Annotated in this window: 25 protein-coding genes; all 25 read right to left on the bottom strand. The window is 52.9% G+C overall.

Going from position 1 to position 16,588, the window contains the following annotated elements:
• Positions 1 to 160: 160 nt before the first annotated feature.
• The 25 genes from ACKPCT_RS03635 to rpmC all read right to left on the bottom strand — a co-directional run bounded on the left by ACKPCT_RS03635 (position 161) and on the right by rpmC (position 16,582).
• The gene (locus ACKPCT_RS03635; protein WP_319568418.1) at positions 161 to 1,009 is read right to left on the bottom strand and encodes an ATP12 family chaperone protein; all 849 of its coding nucleotides are present in this window, start codon (positions 1,007 to 1,009) and stop codon (positions 161 to 163) included.
• A 26-nt stretch (positions 1,010 to 1,035) separates the two neighbouring features.
• Entirely contained in the window at positions 1,036 to 1,698 is a 663-nt protein-coding gene (locus ACKPCT_RS03630; protein ID WP_319568417.1) for an HAD-IA family hydrolase, read from the bottom strand.
• Between the two features lie 57 nt (positions 1,699 to 1,755).
• Entirely contained in the window at positions 1,756 to 2,769 is a 1,014-nt protein-coding gene (locus tag ACKPCT_RS03625) for an RluA family pseudouridine synthase (RefSeq protein ID WP_090072061.1), read from the bottom strand.
• A gap of 19 nt (positions 2,770 to 2,788) precedes the next feature.
• Positions 2,789 to 3,166, bottom strand: a complete 378-nt coding sequence (crcB, locus tag ACKPCT_RS03620; RefSeq protein ID WP_090072063.1) for a fluoride efflux transporter CrcB — start codon at positions 3,164 to 3,166, stop codon at positions 2,789 to 2,791.
• Entirely contained in the window at positions 3,163 to 4,506 is a 1,344-nt protein-coding gene (locus ACKPCT_RS03615) for a replication-associated recombination protein A (RefSeq protein WP_407062713.1), read from the bottom strand. Before ACKPCT_RS03615 ends, crcB begins: the two co-directional genes overlap by 4 nt.
• 7 nt (positions 4,507 to 4,513) lie before the next feature.
• Positions 4,514 to 5,983, bottom strand: coding sequence for a DegQ family serine endoprotease (locus tag ACKPCT_RS03610; RefSeq protein ID WP_319568416.1), 1,470 nt, complete (start codon positions 5,981 to 5,983; stop codon positions 4,514 to 4,516).
• Between the two features lie 309 nt (positions 5,984 to 6,292).
• Positions 6,293 to 6,793 (bottom strand): hypothetical protein, encoded by a 501-nt coding sequence (locus ACKPCT_RS03605; RefSeq protein ID WP_319568415.1) that lies wholly within the window; start codon positions 6,791 to 6,793, stop codon positions 6,293 to 6,295.
• Between the two features lie 71 nt (positions 6,794 to 6,864).
• Positions 6,865 to 7,284 (bottom strand): 50S ribosomal protein L17, encoded by a 420-nt coding sequence (gene rplQ / locus ACKPCT_RS03600; protein WP_319568414.1) that lies wholly within the window; start codon positions 7,282 to 7,284, stop codon positions 6,865 to 6,867.
• Positions 7,285 to 7,328: 44 nt separating this feature from the next.
• Entirely contained in the window at positions 7,329 to 8,345 is a 1,017-nt protein-coding gene (locus ACKPCT_RS03595) for a DNA-directed RNA polymerase subunit alpha (RefSeq protein WP_090072078.1), read from the bottom strand.
• 75 nt (positions 8,346 to 8,420) lie between these two features.
• Complete coding sequence (gene rpsK / locus ACKPCT_RS03590) at positions 8,421 to 8,810, bottom strand: 30S ribosomal protein S11 (protein WP_090072079.1); 390 nt, start codon at positions 8,808 to 8,810, stop codon at positions 8,421 to 8,423.
• Positions 8,811 to 8,864: 54 nt separating this feature from the next.
• Complete coding sequence (gene rpsM / locus ACKPCT_RS03585; RefSeq protein WP_090072080.1) at positions 8,865 to 9,233, bottom strand: 30S ribosomal protein S13; 369 nt, start codon at positions 9,231 to 9,233, stop codon at positions 8,865 to 8,867.
• Between the two features lie 416 nt (positions 9,234 to 9,649).
• Positions 9,650 to 10,219, bottom strand: coding sequence for an adenylate kinase (locus ACKPCT_RS03580; RefSeq protein ID WP_319568413.1), 570 nt, complete (start codon positions 10,217 to 10,219; stop codon positions 9,650 to 9,652).
• Positions 10,216 to 11,553 carry a preprotein translocase subunit SecY gene (gene secY / locus ACKPCT_RS03575; RefSeq protein ID WP_090072086.1) on the bottom strand — a complete coding sequence of 446 codons (1,338 nt, stop codon included), beginning with the start codon at positions 11,551 to 11,553 and terminating at the stop codon, positions 10,216 to 10,218. Before secY ends, ACKPCT_RS03580 begins: the two co-directional genes overlap by 4 nt.
• A gap of 143 nt (positions 11,554 to 11,696) precedes the next feature.
• Complete coding sequence (rplO, locus tag ACKPCT_RS03570; protein WP_319568412.1) at positions 11,697 to 12,164, bottom strand: 50S ribosomal protein L15; 468 nt, start codon at positions 12,162 to 12,164, stop codon at positions 11,697 to 11,699.
• Positions 12,165 to 12,180: 16 nt separating this feature from the next.
• The gene (rpmD, locus tag ACKPCT_RS03565; RefSeq protein ID WP_090072096.1) at positions 12,181 to 12,378 is read right to left on the bottom strand and encodes a 50S ribosomal protein L30; all 198 of its coding nucleotides are present in this window, start codon (positions 12,376 to 12,378) and stop codon (positions 12,181 to 12,183) included.
• Positions 12,379 to 12,424: 46 nt separating this feature from the next.
• Positions 12,425 to 12,982, bottom strand: a complete 558-nt coding sequence (gene rpsE / locus ACKPCT_RS03560; protein ID WP_090072103.1) for a 30S ribosomal protein S5 — start codon at positions 12,980 to 12,982, stop codon at positions 12,425 to 12,427.
• A gap of 41 nt (positions 12,983 to 13,023) precedes the next feature.
• The gene (gene rplR / locus ACKPCT_RS03555) at positions 13,024 to 13,386 is read right to left on the bottom strand and encodes a 50S ribosomal protein L18 (RefSeq protein WP_090072109.1); all 363 of its coding nucleotides are present in this window, start codon (positions 13,384 to 13,386) and stop codon (positions 13,024 to 13,026) included.
• Positions 13,387 to 13,398: 12 nt separating this feature from the next.
• The gene (gene rplF, locus ACKPCT_RS03550) at positions 13,399 to 13,932 is read right to left on the bottom strand and encodes a 50S ribosomal protein L6 (RefSeq protein WP_090072115.1); all 534 of its coding nucleotides are present in this window, start codon (positions 13,930 to 13,932) and stop codon (positions 13,399 to 13,401) included.
• A 143-nt stretch (positions 13,933 to 14,075) separates the two neighbouring features.
• On the bottom strand, positions 14,076 to 14,474 hold the full coding sequence (gene rpsH / locus ACKPCT_RS03545; protein ID WP_090072117.1) for a 30S ribosomal protein S8: 399 nt from the start codon (positions 14,472 to 14,474) through the stop codon (positions 14,076 to 14,078).
• Between the two features lie 13 nt (positions 14,475 to 14,487).
• The gene (gene rpsN, locus ACKPCT_RS03540; protein ID WP_090072119.1) at positions 14,488 to 14,793 is read right to left on the bottom strand and encodes a 30S ribosomal protein S14; all 306 of its coding nucleotides are present in this window, start codon (positions 14,791 to 14,793) and stop codon (positions 14,488 to 14,490) included.
• 29 nt (positions 14,794 to 14,822) lie between these two features.
• Positions 14,823 to 15,380, bottom strand: a complete 558-nt coding sequence (gene rplE, locus ACKPCT_RS03535) for a 50S ribosomal protein L5 (RefSeq protein WP_090072120.1) — start codon at positions 15,378 to 15,380, stop codon at positions 14,823 to 14,825.
• Positions 15,373 to 15,687, bottom strand: a complete 315-nt coding sequence (gene rplX / locus ACKPCT_RS03530; protein ID WP_090072122.1) for a 50S ribosomal protein L24 — start codon at positions 15,685 to 15,687, stop codon at positions 15,373 to 15,375. The genes rplE and rplX overlap by 8 nt, the downstream gene beginning before the upstream one ends.
• Entirely contained in the window at positions 15,687 to 16,055 is a 369-nt protein-coding gene (gene rplN, locus ACKPCT_RS03525) for a 50S ribosomal protein L14 (RefSeq protein ID WP_090072124.1), read from the bottom strand. Before rplN ends, rplX begins: the two co-directional genes overlap by 1 nt.
• A gap of 70 nt (positions 16,056 to 16,125) precedes the next feature.
• Positions 16,126 to 16,371, bottom strand: a complete 246-nt coding sequence (gene rpsQ, locus ACKPCT_RS03520; protein ID WP_090072126.1) for a 30S ribosomal protein S17 — start codon at positions 16,369 to 16,371, stop codon at positions 16,126 to 16,128.
• A 10-nt stretch (positions 16,372 to 16,381) separates the two neighbouring features.
• Positions 16,382 to 16,582 carry a 50S ribosomal protein L29 gene (gene rpmC, locus ACKPCT_RS03515; RefSeq protein WP_090072128.1) on the bottom strand — a complete coding sequence of 67 codons (201 nt, stop codon included), beginning with the start codon at positions 16,580 to 16,582 and terminating at the stop codon, positions 16,382 to 16,384.
• Between the last annotated feature and the right edge of the window lie 6 nt (positions 16,583 to 16,588).

The raw sequence follows: 16,588 nt of genomic DNA, 5'->3' as shown, positions 1-16,588 counted from the left end.
CCACTGCGCAAGCAGATATCGATCAATATGGCAAAGGCCCGAGCACGCAGACCTTTGCCTGTATAAGGGCTAACACATATATTTTGGAGCAAATAGCTGGCAGATCGGATGAAAGCCTGAGAGAATAGTCTTAGGCTATAAGCACGAGAGCACCAGAAAATCAGGGACGCAGGGCTGTAATGACCTGAACGGCGGCTTCAAACTCCGCCCGGCGGAAAACACGGCGTTTGGTGGCTTCTTCATCCTCGCCCCAAAGCTCGATATTCCAGTCTTCATCCACCATGGCCGCATTCCACACAGCCTCAGGCTCTAGAAACCCATCCCACAGGGCAAAAGGCAACAGCGCCGAACCGGTCAATGTCATCATGCTGTGCAACGCACCAAGCTGATAGACATCCAGATCGGCCCAGAGCGCCCTCAGACGCTCTCCCATCACCGGAGACTGCCCGATAGCAAGAATGCCACTGGCCTGCACGAATCGGCCCCCAAGGGCTTCCTCGGCCCTATCCAGCACAGGATGCCAATGGTCCTTCTGTCGCTGCACCAACCGTTCCGGGTGGCTCGCCGGATAGCAAATGAAGTCATTATTGAGATAGGCGATGATTTCTTCGATGATCGCCTCGCGCGCCTCTTCAACGCCATCTACCGTGGAATTGAGAAGACGGGTCAACGGCATCAAGGCCGGATTGATTTCCTTCTCCTGCGCGTCCCATTCGGCAACAAGGGCTTCGGCGAGCTGACGGGTTGGCACGCACACGGTCTTCTTAGCCGGGCTTTTTACCTTGCGACCATCCAGCAAAACGCAATAGAGCGTTTCGCCTCCAAGGGCCTCACCATTGCCCTCTTCTGTGCCAACGGAAACATCCTTATAGAATCGCTTGGGCAAAGCCGCCTTCGCCGCTTCTTTCGAGCGCATCATGGGGTTTTCGGTGCTGTCCTTTTGTCCCGGCGCAAAATCACCAAACAGCACGCCGAACGTTTCGCGCGAATCCTTATCCTGTTCTGCCATCAGACTGTCCCGTCAGGTTCGGAGTTTCAAAGACGCCCCAGCAAGGCATGCAGCGCCGGATAATCATCGACAATATGCTCGGCCCCAGCGTCTCTCAACACGTCAGAAGTATGATAGCCCCAGCTTACGCCGATGGGGGTTACCTTGGCATTGATGGCCATTTCCATATCGTAGCTGGTATCGCCGATCATATAGGTGTCTTCCGGACGCGCACCTGTCTGTTCCATCGCTTGCAAAATCATGCCCGGATGCGGTTTGGAAGGCGCTCGGTCGGCTGTTTGCACCGTCACAAACAGATCATGCCAGTCATAGCAATTAAACAGATGAAGAACGCCGCGATAGGCTTTGCCGGTCGCAATGCCGAGCAACACATTGGCGTCCTTGGCGATCGCCTCAATGGCTTCCTTGGCGCCATCATAGAGCAGCTCAATGGCGTCTCCACTGGCCCGCTTGGCGATGACATAGTCCTTGTAGCTTTGAACAATCGCCGCATTGGCAGCTAGACTCAAGTCCGGCGCAAGTTTGACAATCGCTTCTGGCAGCGACAATCCGATAATGGAACGCGTGGCGTCAGCCGTGGGCGGCTCAAGGCTATGCACCCCGAACGCATGTTCCATGCCCTCTACAATCGTGTGCTGGCTATCCACCAGAGTACCGTCGCAATCAAAGATAAAGAGTTTGAGGCTCATGAGAGGGGCCCTCACGCTGAATGGAAACACATGTCGGAACGAATCTTGGCAGTGCAATCAGTCTTCGGAGCCGAGTTCATCCTCGATCTCGGGATCATAGGCAGACTCGTCAAAGCCCAGAAGGTTCCAGCTCTGTTGCATATGGGGAGGAAGCGGCGCACTGACATCCAGCATGCCGCCCTTCGGGTGCGGAATGCGGATGCGGCGTGCATGCAGATGAAGCTTTTTCTGGATACCGCCCGGAAATTCCCAATTCTCGACGTTGAAATATTTGGGGTCTCCGACGATAGGACATTCCATATAGGCCGTGTGCACACGCAACTGATGGGTCCGACCGGTCACCGGCTTGAGCACCAGCCAGGACATCTTCTGTCCGGATGTTTCAACGACGGAATAATGGGTAACAGCATGCTGCGCCCCCTGATCTCCATGCCGCGCAATGCGCATGCGGTCGCCATCTTCGGCCTGATATTTGGCCAGATAGGTGGAGATGCGAGCTTGATGCGGCTTTGGCACACCACGCACCAGCGCCCAATAGGTTTTCTGGGTGGAGCGTTCGCGGAAAGCCTTGGTCAGTTCCATGGCGATGGAACGCTTGCGCGCCAGAACCAGCACGCCCGACGTGTCCCGGTCGAGCCGATGCACAAGGCGTGGCTTCTGCCCGTTGCGATCACGCAAGGCTTCCAGCATGCCATCCACATGGCGGCTCATGCCCGAGCCACCCTGCACCGCCAAGCCTGCCGGCTTGTTAATGACAAACAGATCCTTGTCTTCGTAAAGCATGATCGACTTGAGAAATTCCCCATCATCATCCGATGCGCGTGGCATGGCGCGTTTGGGAGCAGCATTCTGGGATTTCTCATCGGTTGCTAGAGGCGGAATGCGCACTTCCTGCCCCTTCATCAGCCGCGCGTTGGTTTTCACCCGCTTTCCATCGACACGCACCTGTCCCGTGCGCAGCAACTTCTGCAATTGGCCAAAGGAAAGACCCGGATAATGCTCCTTGAACCAGCGGTCCAGGCGCAGCCCGTCTTCATCCCCTGTCACTTCACGAAACTGAATGGTTGCCATTCGATCAAACTTTCTTCGTTCACACCAGCGCGCGGGCTGCCGAAAGCCCCACAAAGAGCGCCACAATACCGCCCGCCAGCGAGATTGCAATATAAAACAGTGCCAAACCCGACTGCCCCCGCTCGGTCATTGTCACAATGTCGAGTGAGAAGGTGGAAAAGGTCGTAAAACCGCCCAATAAACCCGTCGTCAGCAGCAGGCGAATTTCCGTACTGGCACTGAACCGGACCGCGAGAAAATGAATAAGCAGCCCCATGAAAAAGGAGCCGACGATATTACAAATCATCGTGCCATAGGGCAGCCCGCTGCCAAAAGAGCGCAACGCAGCCAAACCGACCAGATGCCGCAAACTTGCCCCGCAAGCGCCGCCGATAGCCACAAAAATAAATTGATTCATTTGTTTCTTTCCATTCTCAATCTGGACCAATAGTCCAGACGTTTGCGCAATTCCCGCTCAAAACCACGTTCAACCGGCTCATAAAAGACTTTCCGCCCCATCGCTTCAGGAAAATAGTCCTGTCCGGAAAAGGCATCCGGTTCATCATGGTCGTAGCGATAGCCATCGCCATAGCCCTGTTCTGCCATAAACTTGGTCGGGGCATTGAGAATATGCTTCGGTGGAGGCAGGGAGCCTCCGCGTTTGGCCGCATCCATCGCAGCCGCAAAGGCCATGTAGCCCTTGTTTGATTTTGGTGCCGTAGCGAGATAGATCGCCAGTTGCGAGAGCGCGTAATAGCCTTCGGGCGCTCCGACCAGCTGGAATGCCTCGCGGGCTGCCTGTGCTTGCACGAGCGCATTCGGGTCAGCCAGTCCGATGTCTTCGGATGCCATGACGGTCATGCGCCTCAGGATATATAACGGATCTTCCCCCGCATCAAGCATCCGGCACATATAGTAGAGCGCCGCATCCGGGTCTGAGCCACGGATAGACTTGTGAAAGGCGGAAATCAGATTGTAATGGCCTTCTGCCGATTTGTCATACACCGGCGCGCGGCGTTGCAGGATACGCCCCAATTGCTCAGGCGTGAAAATCTCATCTTCCTGAGCAGCCCGCCAAACCTCCTGCGCCAACGTCAGCGACGAGCGACCATCGCCATCAGCCATGCGGATAAGGGCCGTTCGGGCGTCATCATCAAGCGGCAAACGCTGCCCCAACGCCTCTTCGGCGCGTGACAGCAACTGCCCGATGGCATCATCATCGAGGCTTTGGAAGGTCAGAACCTGAGAGCGCGACAAAAGCGCAGCATTGAGTTCAAAGGAGGGATTTTCCGTTGTGGCACCAACCAGCACCACCGTACCGTCTTCCATAACGGGCAGAAAGCTATCCTGCTGCGCCTTGTTGAAGCGATGGATCTCGTCAACAAACAACAGCGTCGTCTTGCCCATCCGGCGCCTGTCACGGGCCGCTTCAAACACTTTCTTGAGGTCGGAAACACCAGAGAAAATAGCTGAGATCTGTTCGAAATGAAGATCCGTTCCATCCGCCAGAAGCCGCGCAACCGTCGTTTTGCCCGTGCCCGGCGGTCCCCACAGGATGAGACACCCAAGCGATCCGCTTTTCAGCATGCGCGTCAAGGTGCCATCCGGGCCCACCAGATGCTGTTGTCCAACAACATCTTTCAGCTGCCTCGGTCGCAGCAAATCAGCAAGAGGCCGGGAAGCTCCCTCCCCGGTCTCATCACCTTTTCCGGCAGAGCTGGAAACCTCCAGCCCTGCATTTTCAAACAAATTGCTCACTTCAATCTCAACTGATTGTCGTCTTGATGAGCTTGCCGTCACGTTGGATCTCAAGCCGCCAGAGGCGGAATTCCTGATTGGAAAGCGTTTCCAGATCCTTGGTGTTGCGGACGACCTGCCCGTTGACCTTACGAATAACGTCCCCGATCTTAAGGCCAAGACGCTCTGATGTCGTGCCATTTCTTACACCGGAAATGACTACACCTTTAAGGCCGCTGTCAACTCCCAATTCCTGAGCAACCAGGGGCGAAAGGTTAAGTACCGTGGCGCCATCAAAGGGAGAATAGCCCTCAATATAGCGCTCGTCTCTAGGCGGCTTCTCTGGTGCAGCCGCTGCCTTCATCACGATGGTGCGGGCGCCCCCCTGCCGGACAACATCCAGCGACACATCAGCCCCAAGCGGCACAGTGGCAAATCGATAGCCAAAGGCATCCGGACTATCGACATCCTTGCCGTTGACCTTGAGAATCAAATCACCGACTTCCAGACCGGCAGCTTCAGCCGGACTATCCTGATAAACCTCGGTAACCAATACCCCTTGCGGGCGATCAAGGCCCAGACCGGACGCAATATCGGAGCTAACCAGCTGCAAGCTACCGCCGAACCAGGCTCGCTGAACTGCCTTGCCTGAAATAGCCGCATCGGCCACCAATTTGACCATATTGGCCGGGATGGCGAAACCGATCCCATTGGACCCACCCGAGCGGGTATAGATTGAGCTGTTGATGCCTACCAACTGCCCCTGCATGTTGACCAGAGCCCCGCCGGAGTTGCCCGGGTTGATGGCAGCATCAGTCTGCACAAAATAGCTATAGTCAGAAGCACCAACCTGCGTCCGCGCAACCGCAGAGACAATGCCGCTCGTCACAGTTTGCCCCACGCCAAAGGGGTTACCGATTGCCAAGACCAGATCGCCAACTTGGGTATCATCCGAATCGGCAAATTCCAAATGCGGCAGATCGCCTTTCAGGTCGCGGACTTTCAGAATGGCCAGATCTGTCTTCTCGTCATCCAGCACCACATCGGCTTCAAACTCGGTGCGGTCGGCGAGCGCCACCTTCACCTCGGTTGCCCCATCAATGACATGGTGGTTGGTGACAATGACACCCGTATGATCCACAATCACACCAGAGCCAAGCGACCGCTCAACCCGCTCGCGTGGTGCGCCGAAACCGCCCTGCCCGAAAAATCGTTCAAAGAATGGATCGTTGAAGAAGGGCGAACGGCTTCGGGTCACCACCTTGCGCGTAGCATAAACGTTGACCACAGCTGGCGCAGCCTCTTTGACCAGAGGCGAAAAGCTAAGTTGCATCTCCGCCTTGCTGGCGGGCACGCGCTCAACCACTTGCGTAACTTTGGGCGGCTCGACTTTGTTAGCTGCGTTGGACGACGGCACGAAATCACGCGCCAGATATCCCCCACCTGCCACGATGAGCAAAACGGCGACTGTTGCCATCCCTTTTCGCGAAATCATCATAAAACCTCGTTTTTTTATAAGGAAAAGGTCCTTCAGAGCACCGAAGGAAAAATCTCTCCCCGAAAAGATAGGAATATGAGCAGGCAGAATTAAGATCTGATTGCGCCCATTTTCAACCATTGCCAAGATTTAATCAAATGCCCTCAGAAAGGAACATCTCAAGCGCTGTAGACGGCCTCAGCTGTGGACGAGAGACATAGCCCTGTTCGGCACGGCTACAAAAAGGGCGGCACGAAGCTACCCTTTCAAAAATCAAGAGACTGCGACAGGCTTTCACGACGTCTGAAACATCTGAACAGAGACCAGCCCTCACCATCTGAAACGCAGTATTTGTTTCTTCCCGCCGATCAGATATAAGCCAAACCCGATTTTTAAAAGGCAGATGAACAAACTGCTCGCCAAAGCCATATTTGCATCGCGCCACAAGTAAGGCACACCACGCAAACTCAACGCAACAATAGAGCTGATTAAGTCCAACAGACCGATGGCAGCGAAGCTAATGCCGGTCATCAAAAGGGCAATAACAAACAACTTCCTTAAAGCAATCGATGGACTTTCCTTTTCGACTAACATCTTGCCCGGAATGAGCAGCTTTGCGCATTTACAAGGAAAAATTACAAAAATAATTCCAATGATCAAGCTAAGACCAGATAGAACAAAAGCAAGGCCCAATGTCGGCAAGCTAGCAAAATCATTTAAGCTAGTGCGAACCAGAAGCAAAAAAAACGAACCATGCTCTAGATAGAAGAAAACAAGAAATGAAATACCAGAGAGTCTAATAATAAAAGCTGAAAGTTGTAAATAGGACATCTAATCTACCAAACAAAAAAAGGGGTAGCCTTGAGACTACCCCTTTTTAATGTCATTGTTCAACGCAAGACTTACGCTGCGTCTTCCACATCGACCTCAGCGGTAGGACCAGAGTCCGTGCCGCGTGCTTCCGGATCACGGTCAACCAGCTCGATGACAGCCATCGGAGCGTTGTCGCCATAACGGAAACCGGCTTTGAGTACGCGGGTGTAACCACCTTTGCGTTCTTCGTAGCGTGGGCCAAGCGTTTCAAACAGCTTTGCAACCATATCTTTGTCGCGAATCTGAGAGATAGCCTGACGACGGGCATGAAGATCGCCACGTTTAGCCAGAGTGATGAGTTTGTCTGCAATCGGCTTCAGTTCTTTAGCCTTAGGCAGAGTGGTAACAATTTGCTCATGTTTGATCAAAGCTGCTGCCATGTTGGCGAACATTGCTTTGCGATGAGAAGCGGTGCGATTGAGCTTGCGACCTGATTTGCCGTGGCGCATTGCCCTCTCCTTTACTCTATCCGACGGTTACAAACCGCTGGTGATTAATACTGATCTTCGTAGCGCTTTGCGAGATCGTCGATATTTTCAGGCGGCCAAGCCTGAACTTCCATGCCAAGATGCAGACCCATCTGAGCAAGGACTTCCTTGATCTCGTTAAGCGACTTGCGCCCAAAGTTCGGAGTGCGAAGCATTTCCGCTTCCGTCTTCTGGATAAGATCGCCGATGTAAACAATGTTGTCGTTTTTCAGGCAGTTTGCAGAACGGACAGACAGTTCCAACTCGTCCACTTTCTTGAGAAGTGCCGGGTTGAAAGCCAACTCCTGAGTCTGTTCCTGAACAACTTCCTTCTCTGGCTCTTCGAAATTGACGAAGATAGACAGCTGGTCCTGCAGAATGCGTGCAGCATAAGCCACAGCATCTTCAGGTTTGACCGAGCCATCGGTTTCGATCGTCATCGTCAACTTGTCAAAGTCGAGGTCCTGACCCTGACGGGTATTCTCGACATTGTAAGCAACGCGTTTGACCGGAGAATAGAGGCTGTCCACCGGAATAAGACCGATAGGAGCATCATCTGGGCGGTTCTGAGTCGCAGTCACATAGCCCTTACCGCTATCAACGGTAAATTCCATGCGCAATTCTGCACCCACGTCAAGCGTGCAAAGTGGCAGCTCAGGGTTCAGAATTTCGACGTCCCCGACAACCTGAATGTCGCCAGCCCGAACAACACCCGGTCCTTCTTTACGAAGCACCATGCGTTTCGGACCTTCCCCTTCCATGCGCAGAGAGATCTCTTTAACGTTCAGGATCAGATCCGTTACGTCTTCGCGAACACCTGCAATAGAAGAGAATTCATGCAACACACCATCAATCTGGATGGAGGTTACCGCTGCACCCTGCAAGGATGAAAGCAGAACACGACGCAGGGCATTGCCCAAAGTCATGCCAAAGCCACGTTCCAGAGGCTCGGCAACCACTTTGGCGACACGCAATTCGTCGTCACCAGGGGTGATTTCGAGTTTGGTTGGCTTGATGAGTTCCTGCCAGTTTTTCTGAATCACGTCTCAACCCTTTCTTGTTTCGGGGCGACACCCCGCAAAATCCTGCATTGGACTTGCAGGGAACCTGAATTACAATTAGACGCGACGACGCTTGCGCGGACGACAACCATTGTGCGGGATTGGGGACACGTCACGGATGGACGTAATAGTAAAGCCCGCTGCCTGCAAAGCACGAAGTGCAGATTCACGCCCTGAACCAGGACCGCGAACTTCAACTTCGAGAGTTTTCATGCCATGTTCGGCAGCTTTTTTACCTGCATCTTCACCAGCCATCTGAGCGGCAAACGGGGTGGACTTACGAGAGCCCTTGAACCCCATAGCACCAGCTGAAGACCAGGAGATGGTATTCCCCTGAGCGTCAGAGATGGTGATCATGGTGTTGTTGAAGGTTGAATTCACATGCGCTACGCCAGACGTAATATTTTTACGTTCGCGACGCTTAACGCGCGAGGCATCTTTAGCCATATTTTACCTCGATCTCTACACCGCCGTGATACCAGCGGCTCCACCGGACGTGGATTATTTCTTTTTACCAGCGATCGCTTTTGCAGGACCCTTGCGGGTACGAGCGTTGGTGTGTGTGCGCTGACCGCGAACAGGCAGGCCACGACGGTGGCGCAGGCCACGGTAGCAAGCCAGATCCATGAGGCGCTTGATGTTCATCGATGTCTGACGACGCAGATCACCTTCCACAGTGTAACCGGCATCGATCACTTCGCGGATTTTCAAAACTTCAGCATCAGACAGTTCGTTGACACGACGCTCAGGAGCAATGTTGACTTGTTCAACAATTTCCTTGGCGAACTTCGGGCCAATGCCATGGATATATTGAAGCGCGATGATGACGCGCTTGTTCGTCGGTATATTGACGCCAGCAATACGGGCCACGTCTAATCTCCTCGTTACAGCGGACAGTTACCTATCTAGCTGCAGACTGTTGGACATCCCCTCCCCATCCTTAGCCTGAGGGCTTAATGGTAGGAGACAGTTTTCTTCATTTTTGGTTTGACCTCCATTTGGTCACAAGACCGGAGAACAAACTATGCGCCTGAGAACAGAACGCAAAAATGTGCTCGAAAGCTTTGGGCCTCCGAACACTGCCACGTAACAAAACGTGATTAGCGCCGGTTAGTACCGGATTCACTTGAAGTAAGTCAACCTCAAAACCCGCAAATGCGACAAAATAGTTGACTTTTTCAAATTTATCATCTTTGCGCACAAGCAAACGGCAAAAACACCACCCTACCCGCGCGACCAAAGAAAAAGACCCGACGACCATAGGATTGCCGGATCTTCAGAAATTATTATGACAGGGCGTTCTTGATGGAAGCCGCAACGGCTTCGATGTCCTGCATGCCATCAACAGTCTTCAGAAGACCTGTCTTGGCATAATAGTCGATCAGGGGAGCTGTCTGCTCACGATAGACAGCCAACCGCTTTTTCAGCGATTCAGCATTGTCATCAGCACGGGCACCGCCCACGGTCTCGGACGCACGCTTTTCGATACGAGATAGAAGGATACCTTCGTCAACGCTGATTTCTACGACAGCATCCAGCTTGAGATCTTTTTCTTCAAGCAACTTGTCCAGAGCTTCAGCCTGAGCAATCGTACGCGGGAAGCCATCGAGAATGAACCCATTGGCACAATCTGCTTCGTCGATACGGTCGGAAATGATCGCGCAGACCACTTCATCTGAAACCAGTTCGCCACGTTCCAAGATCTGTTCCACTTGCAGGCCTACTGGCGTCTTGGCAGCAACAGCTGCGCGCAACATTTCACCGGTAGATAGCTGGCAAATACTAAAGTCATTCACCAGTCGTTCAGCCTGCGTACCCTTACCCGCACCCGGTGGTCCCAGCAGAATCAATCTCATCGACGTTTTCCTCTTAGCTTCGATTTCTTGACCAGCCCTTCATATTGTTGGGCCAGCAAATGTCCCTGGATCTGAGAAACCGTATCCATGGTTACGCTGACCACAATCAACAGGGACGTGCCCCCGAAGTAGAATGGAACGCCAGTTGCGGAGATAAGAAACTCGGGCAATAGACAAACGAGAACCAGATAGATCGCACCGATCACAGAAATTCGGGTCAGGATCTTGTCAATATACTCTGCCGTCCGCTGCCCGGGACGAATACCCGGAATAAAGCCGCCATGCTTCTTCAGATTATCCGCAGTGTCTTGCGGATTGAACACAATCGCTGTGTAGAAGAAAACGAAGAATACAATCAAGGCAGCATAAAGCAGCATATACAGAGGTTGACCATGCCCCAGCAGCGCAGTCACCGTGTTGAGCCAGTCAGGCCCGGAACCGTCGCGGGAAATGAAGTTCACCACGGTGGTTGGCAACAGCAGCAGAGAAGAGGCAAAGATCGGCGGAATAACGCCGGACGTGTTCAGCTTCAGTGGCAGATGCGAGCTATCGCCCTGGAACATTTTGTTGCCGACCTGGCGCTTCGGATACTGAATGATCAGACGACGCTGAGCACGTTCCATGAAGACGATGAAAGCAATAACGAGAGCAGCAACAACAACAACACCCAGAATAACTGCGGTGGAGAGCGTGCCCTGACGACCCAGCTCAAGGGTATGTGCGACAGCCGTAGGCAGGTTGGCCACAATACCCGAGAAGATGATCAGGGAGATACCGTTGCCGATACCGCGTGCCGTGATCTGTTCGCCCAGCCACATCATGAACATTGTGCCGCCGACAAGCGTCAGCACAGTGGAGAAGCGGAAGAACAGTCCCGGATCCAATACGATACTACTGGACCCTTCAAGCCCGACCGAGATGCCGTATGCCTGCAGCGTGGCAAGAATGACGGTACCGTAGCGGGTATATTGGTTGATGGTCTTTTGACCGCGTGCCCCATCCTTTTTCAGCTGTTCCAGAGTCGGAGACACCGTGGTCATCAACTGAATGATAATGGAGGCGGAAATGTAAGGCATGATCCCGAGCGCAAAGATGGCCATACGACCAACAGCGCCACCTGAGAACATGTTGAACAGGCCAAGAATGCCGTTCTGATGACTATTGAAGGCATTAGCCAGGGCTTCAGGGTTGATCCCTGGAAGCGGAATATAAGTACCAAGGCGATAAACCAACAAAGCACCCAGCGTAAACCAGATGCGTTTTTTCAGTTCGTCTGCCTTTGCAAAGGCGCCAAAATTAATATTGGCGGCGAGTTGTTCTGCTGCCGAAGCCATTCTCTACTCCGCTTGAAGCGCTCTCTTAAACTCAAAATTGTCAGATCAAATATAAGGGCGCCAAAACAAATGTATAGGGTGTGACGGGAATCACTTCCCATCACTACCCTTAAAGCAAAAGAAGGCTCAAATGAGCCCCCTTCTTATTCTTCTGCACCGATGATCTTTACAGACCCACCGGCTTTTTCCACTGCTGCAATGGCTGCTTTGGAAGCGCCTTCGATTTCGAAGGAAACTTTCGCAGTCAGTTCACCATCACTAAGCAAGCGAACACCGTCACGAACACGACGCACAACACCAGCTTCCTTGAGGGTGGCTACAGTAACCGGAGCCGAAGCGTCCAGTTTGCCAGCATCAATTGCCTGCTGAATACGTCTAACGGAAACGGTATTGAAGTCTTTTGCAAAGATGTTGTTAAAGCCGCGCTTTGGAAGACGACGATGCAATGGCATCTGACCACCTTCAAAGCCCTTGATAGCAACACCCGAGCGAGACTTCTGACCTTTGACACCACGTCCGCCGGTTTTACCCAGACCGGACCCGATGCCGCGACCAACGCGCTTGCGGGAATGCGTAGCGCCGTCGTTATCGCGAATTTCGTTGAGCTTCATAATACTCTCCCGCCTCTTAGTCCTGGTCCACTACGCGGACAAGGTGAGAGACTTTAGCGATCATGCCGCGAACTTCAGGCGAGTCCTGAAGAGTACGACGACGATGCAATTTGTTAAGACCAAGACCGATCAGCGTAGCGCGCTGATCTTTTGGCCGACGCAGAGGACTGCCGATCTGTTCTACAGTAACGGTGCCCTGTTCCTTAGTTGCCATGTCCGGCTCCTCTTTTATCTAGAGATGAAAGGTTCACTCATCCAGCTTAGCTGTCAGAGCGCCCCCCATCAGAGACACGACGACGAGCCTGGAGCGTGGAAACCTTCAGACCGCGGCGAGCAGCAACGCCACGAGGGCTGTCTTCTGCTTTCAGTGCGTCAAAGGTTGCACGAACCATGTTGTACGGGTTGGAAGTACCAACAGACTTGGCAACCACATCCTGCACGCCCAGTGTTTCAAACACAGCACGCATCGGACCACCCGCGATGATACCAGTACCAGCAGGAGCAGCACGCAGCGTGACTTTACCGGCGCCGTGGCGACCATAAACGTCATGATGCAGGGTGCGACCCTCGCGGAGTGGTACACGGATCATATTCCGTTTGGCTGCGTCAGATGCCTTGCGAATGGCCTCTGGCACTTCGCGTGCCTTGCCGTGACCAAAGCCAACACGGCCCTTCTGGTCACCAATAACGACTAGCGCAGCGAAACCGAACCGGCGGCCACCCTTAACCACTTTAGCAACGCGGTTGATGTGGACGAGGCGGTCGACGAATTCGCTTTCGCGCTCTTCACGATCGTTACGATCAGGTTTCTTGTTCATGAGCTTTCTTCTCTCGTCTGAGCAATCGGTAGCCCGACGCGTTAGAAATTCAATCCGCCTTCGCGCGCAGCGTCTGCGAGCGATTTGATACGTCCGTGATAGATATAACCACCACGATCAAAGACCACGTCCTTCAGGCCGGCTGCAACTGCTCGCTCAGCGATCAGTTTGCCAACTTCAGAAGCGGCGGCTGTGTCCGCGCCGGTTTTCAGCTTTTCACGAAGATCTTTTTCGATAGAAGAAGCTGCTACGAGTGTAACACCTTGTTCATCGTCAATGATCTGAGCGTAAATATGCTTGGAAGACCGGTTAACACTTAAACGCGGACGGCCGTTGGCAGTCTTTTTCAGGGCGCGACGTACACGTGCACGACGACGCTCAAACTGAGATAGTGCCTTCGCCATAATAAGTTTCCGTTACTTCTTCTTACCTTCCTTGCGGAAGATAAATTCATCACTATATTTCACGCCTTTGCCTTTGTAAGGCTCAGGACTACGATATTTACGGATCTCTGCAGCAACCTGACCAACGGCCTGTTTGTCGATGCCGGTCACGACGATCTCGGTTGGCTTAGGACAAGCAACCGTGATCCCTTCGGGAACTTCATAGACAACATCATGAGAGAAACCAAGTGCGAGCTGAAGGTCTTTGCCCTTCATCTGCGCGCGGTAACCCACACCGTTGATATCAAGTTTCTTTTCGAAACCTGCAGAAACACCATTCAGGATGTTGAGAATCTGGGTGCGGGACATGCCCCAAAGAGACCGCGCAGTCTTGGACTTGTTGCGTGGCTCTACCAGAATACCATCATCCGTCATTTTGGCATCGACGTCTTCGTTGAGTACGAAAGAGAGTTCACCCTTCGGACCCTTCGCTTTGACGGTCTTGCCATCAATTGTCGCAGTAACACCGCTAGGGACTGCAACAGGCTTTTTGCCAATACGTGACATAAGACTAACCTGTCCGGATCTGAGATCAGCCTGCCCAAGGTTACCGACCTTAAAGGCACTTAAGCTGATCGCTTTAAAACCGTTGATCTAATTTCGACCTTTATGACCGAAATTAGATCTGAGATAACAAGGTTCAAACCGCATCAGAAGACGCGGCAGAGAACCTCACCACCCACGTTGTTCTCGCGAGCGTCATGATCGGCCATAACCCCTTTCGGAGTGGAGACGATCGACACGCCCAGACCGTTGTGGATGATCGGAATATTCTTAACCGATGCATACACGCGACGACCAGGCTTGGACACGCGTTGGATTTCACGGATCACCGGCTCTCCATCGAAGTATTTCAGCTCGACCTCGAGTTCGGACTTGCCGCCTTCGAATTCGACGGTGGTGTAGCCGCGGATGTACCCTTCTGAAGCCAAAACGTCAAGCACGCGCTGACGCAATTTGGATGCAGGAGTGGAAACCTTTGTTTTTTTACGCATCTGCGCATTGCGGATGCGGGTCAACATATCCCCAAGGGGATCAGTCATTGCCATGGGACCGCGCTCCTTACCAGCTCGACTTCACCAGGCCAGGGATTTGACCCTCGTTGCCCAGTTCGCGAAGTGAAATACGGGACATCTTCAATTTGCGATAGTAGCCGCGTGGACGGCCAGTCACTTCGCAACGATTGCGGATGCGGATGGATGCGGAGTTGCGTGGAAGCTCAGCAAGTTTCAAACGAGCCTTGAAGCGCTCTTCAAGCGACAGGGACTCATCCTTTGCCAGGGCTTTCAGCTTTGCACGCTTAGCAGAATACTTGTCTGCCAGCCGTGCGCGAGCTTTGTTCTTTTCGACAGCGCTCTTTTTAGCCATTACATATTCCTCGTACTTTCCGCGGGACCTTAACGGTTGAACGGGAAGTTGAATTCTGTCAGAAGGGCGCGTGCTTCATCATCACTGCTCGTGCTTGTGCAGACGATGATGTCCATGCCCCAGATCTGGTCAACTTTGTCATATTCGATCTCTGGAAAGACGATATGCTCTTTCAGGCCCATGGCATAGTTGCCGTTGCCGTCAAAGCTCTTCCCGTTAAGACCACGGAAGTCGCGTACGCGAGGCAGCGCAATCGTGATCAGACGATCGAGAAATTCATACATACGGTCGCCGCGCAGAGTAACTTTTACACCAATCGGCATGCCTTCACGAACCTTGAAGGTCGCAATGGACTTGCGCGCTTTGGTCACTACCGGCTGTTGACCGGCAATTGCCTGCAGATCTTCCAAGGCAGCCTTAACTTTCTTGGAATCGTTAACCGCTTCACCAACGCCCATGTTCAGGACAACTTTTTCAAGCTTCGGCATCCGATGTGGATTGGAGAAGTTGAACTGTTCCTGCATTTTGGCGCGGATGACATCTTCATACAGCGTCTTGAGACGCGGGGTGTAAGCAGCCTCAGCCATCGATCACATCTCCCGAACGCTTGGCTACACGCACTTTGTTACCGTCCTTGACAGTGAAACCAACGCGGGTCGGTTTATTGTCTTTAGGATCAGCCAGGGCCAGGTTGGACAGATGAATCGGGGCTTCTTTATTGACTATACCCGCTTCCTGCATCTGGTTCTGACGCTGATGGCGTTTGACCATGTTGATACCGCGCACGATAGCCCGCTCTTCAGCAGGCATCACTTGCACAATTTCACCGCTCTTGCCCTTGTCTTTCCCGGCAAGAACAATGACGCGATCACCCTTTTTGAGTTTCGCAGCCATTACAGCACCTCCGGAGCAAGGGAAATGATTTTCATATGGTTATGAGCACGCAGCTCACGAGGAACCGGGCCGAAGATACGGGTACCGATTGGTTCCTTGTTGTTGTTCACCAGAACAGCTGCACTGCGGTCAAAACGGATGACGCTGCCGTCCGGACGACGAATAGCTTTTGCGGTACGAACCACAACTGCCTTCATCACATCGCCCTTCTTAACACGCCCACGCGGAATCGCTTCCTTGACAGATACGACGATGATATCGCCGATCCCTGCGTATTTCCGTTTGGAGCCGCCGAGCACTTTGATGCACATGACACGACGTGCGCCGGAGTTATCCGCGACGTCAAGGTTTGTTTGCATCTGAATCATGACTGGCCGCCTTTTTTATTCTCCCCTAACGCATCACTGCGCAGGGTTTACGTCCAATTGCCAAGCCGGATTAAGAGGTAGGAAGTTCCGTACCTACTACAACCCAACGTTTCGATTTAGAAATAGGTGCGGACTCCTGAATGAAGATCTGATCACCTACTTTGAAGGAATTCCCCTCGTCATGAGCTTGATAACGCTTGGAACGACGCACAGTCTTCTTGAGAAGCGGGTGCGTGAAACGGCGTTCAACCTTCACAACGACAGTCTTGTCCTGCTTGTCGCTGACGACGAGGCCTTGCAAAATTCTCTTTGGCATCCCGTCTCTCCTATTCTGCTGACTCGACGCGCTTTTGCTGCGCGACGGTCATCAGGCGTGCAATATCACGACGAACTTCGCGAACACGCACGGTATTTTCCAACTGACCAGTTGCCTTCTGAAAGCGCAGATTGAACTGCTCTTTCTTCAGCTTTTCCAACTCATCAGCAATTTGATCCGCTGTCATCGCGCGGACATCTGATGCTTTCATCGGGTT

This window comes from Cohaesibacter marisflavi, from assembly GCF_963665895.2.
GTDB classification, from domain to species: domain Bacteria; phylum Pseudomonadota; class Alphaproteobacteria; order Rhizobiales; family Cohaesibacteraceae; genus Cohaesibacter; species Cohaesibacter marisflavi.
This window is presented reverse-complemented; position numbering and strand designations above follow the sequence as displayed.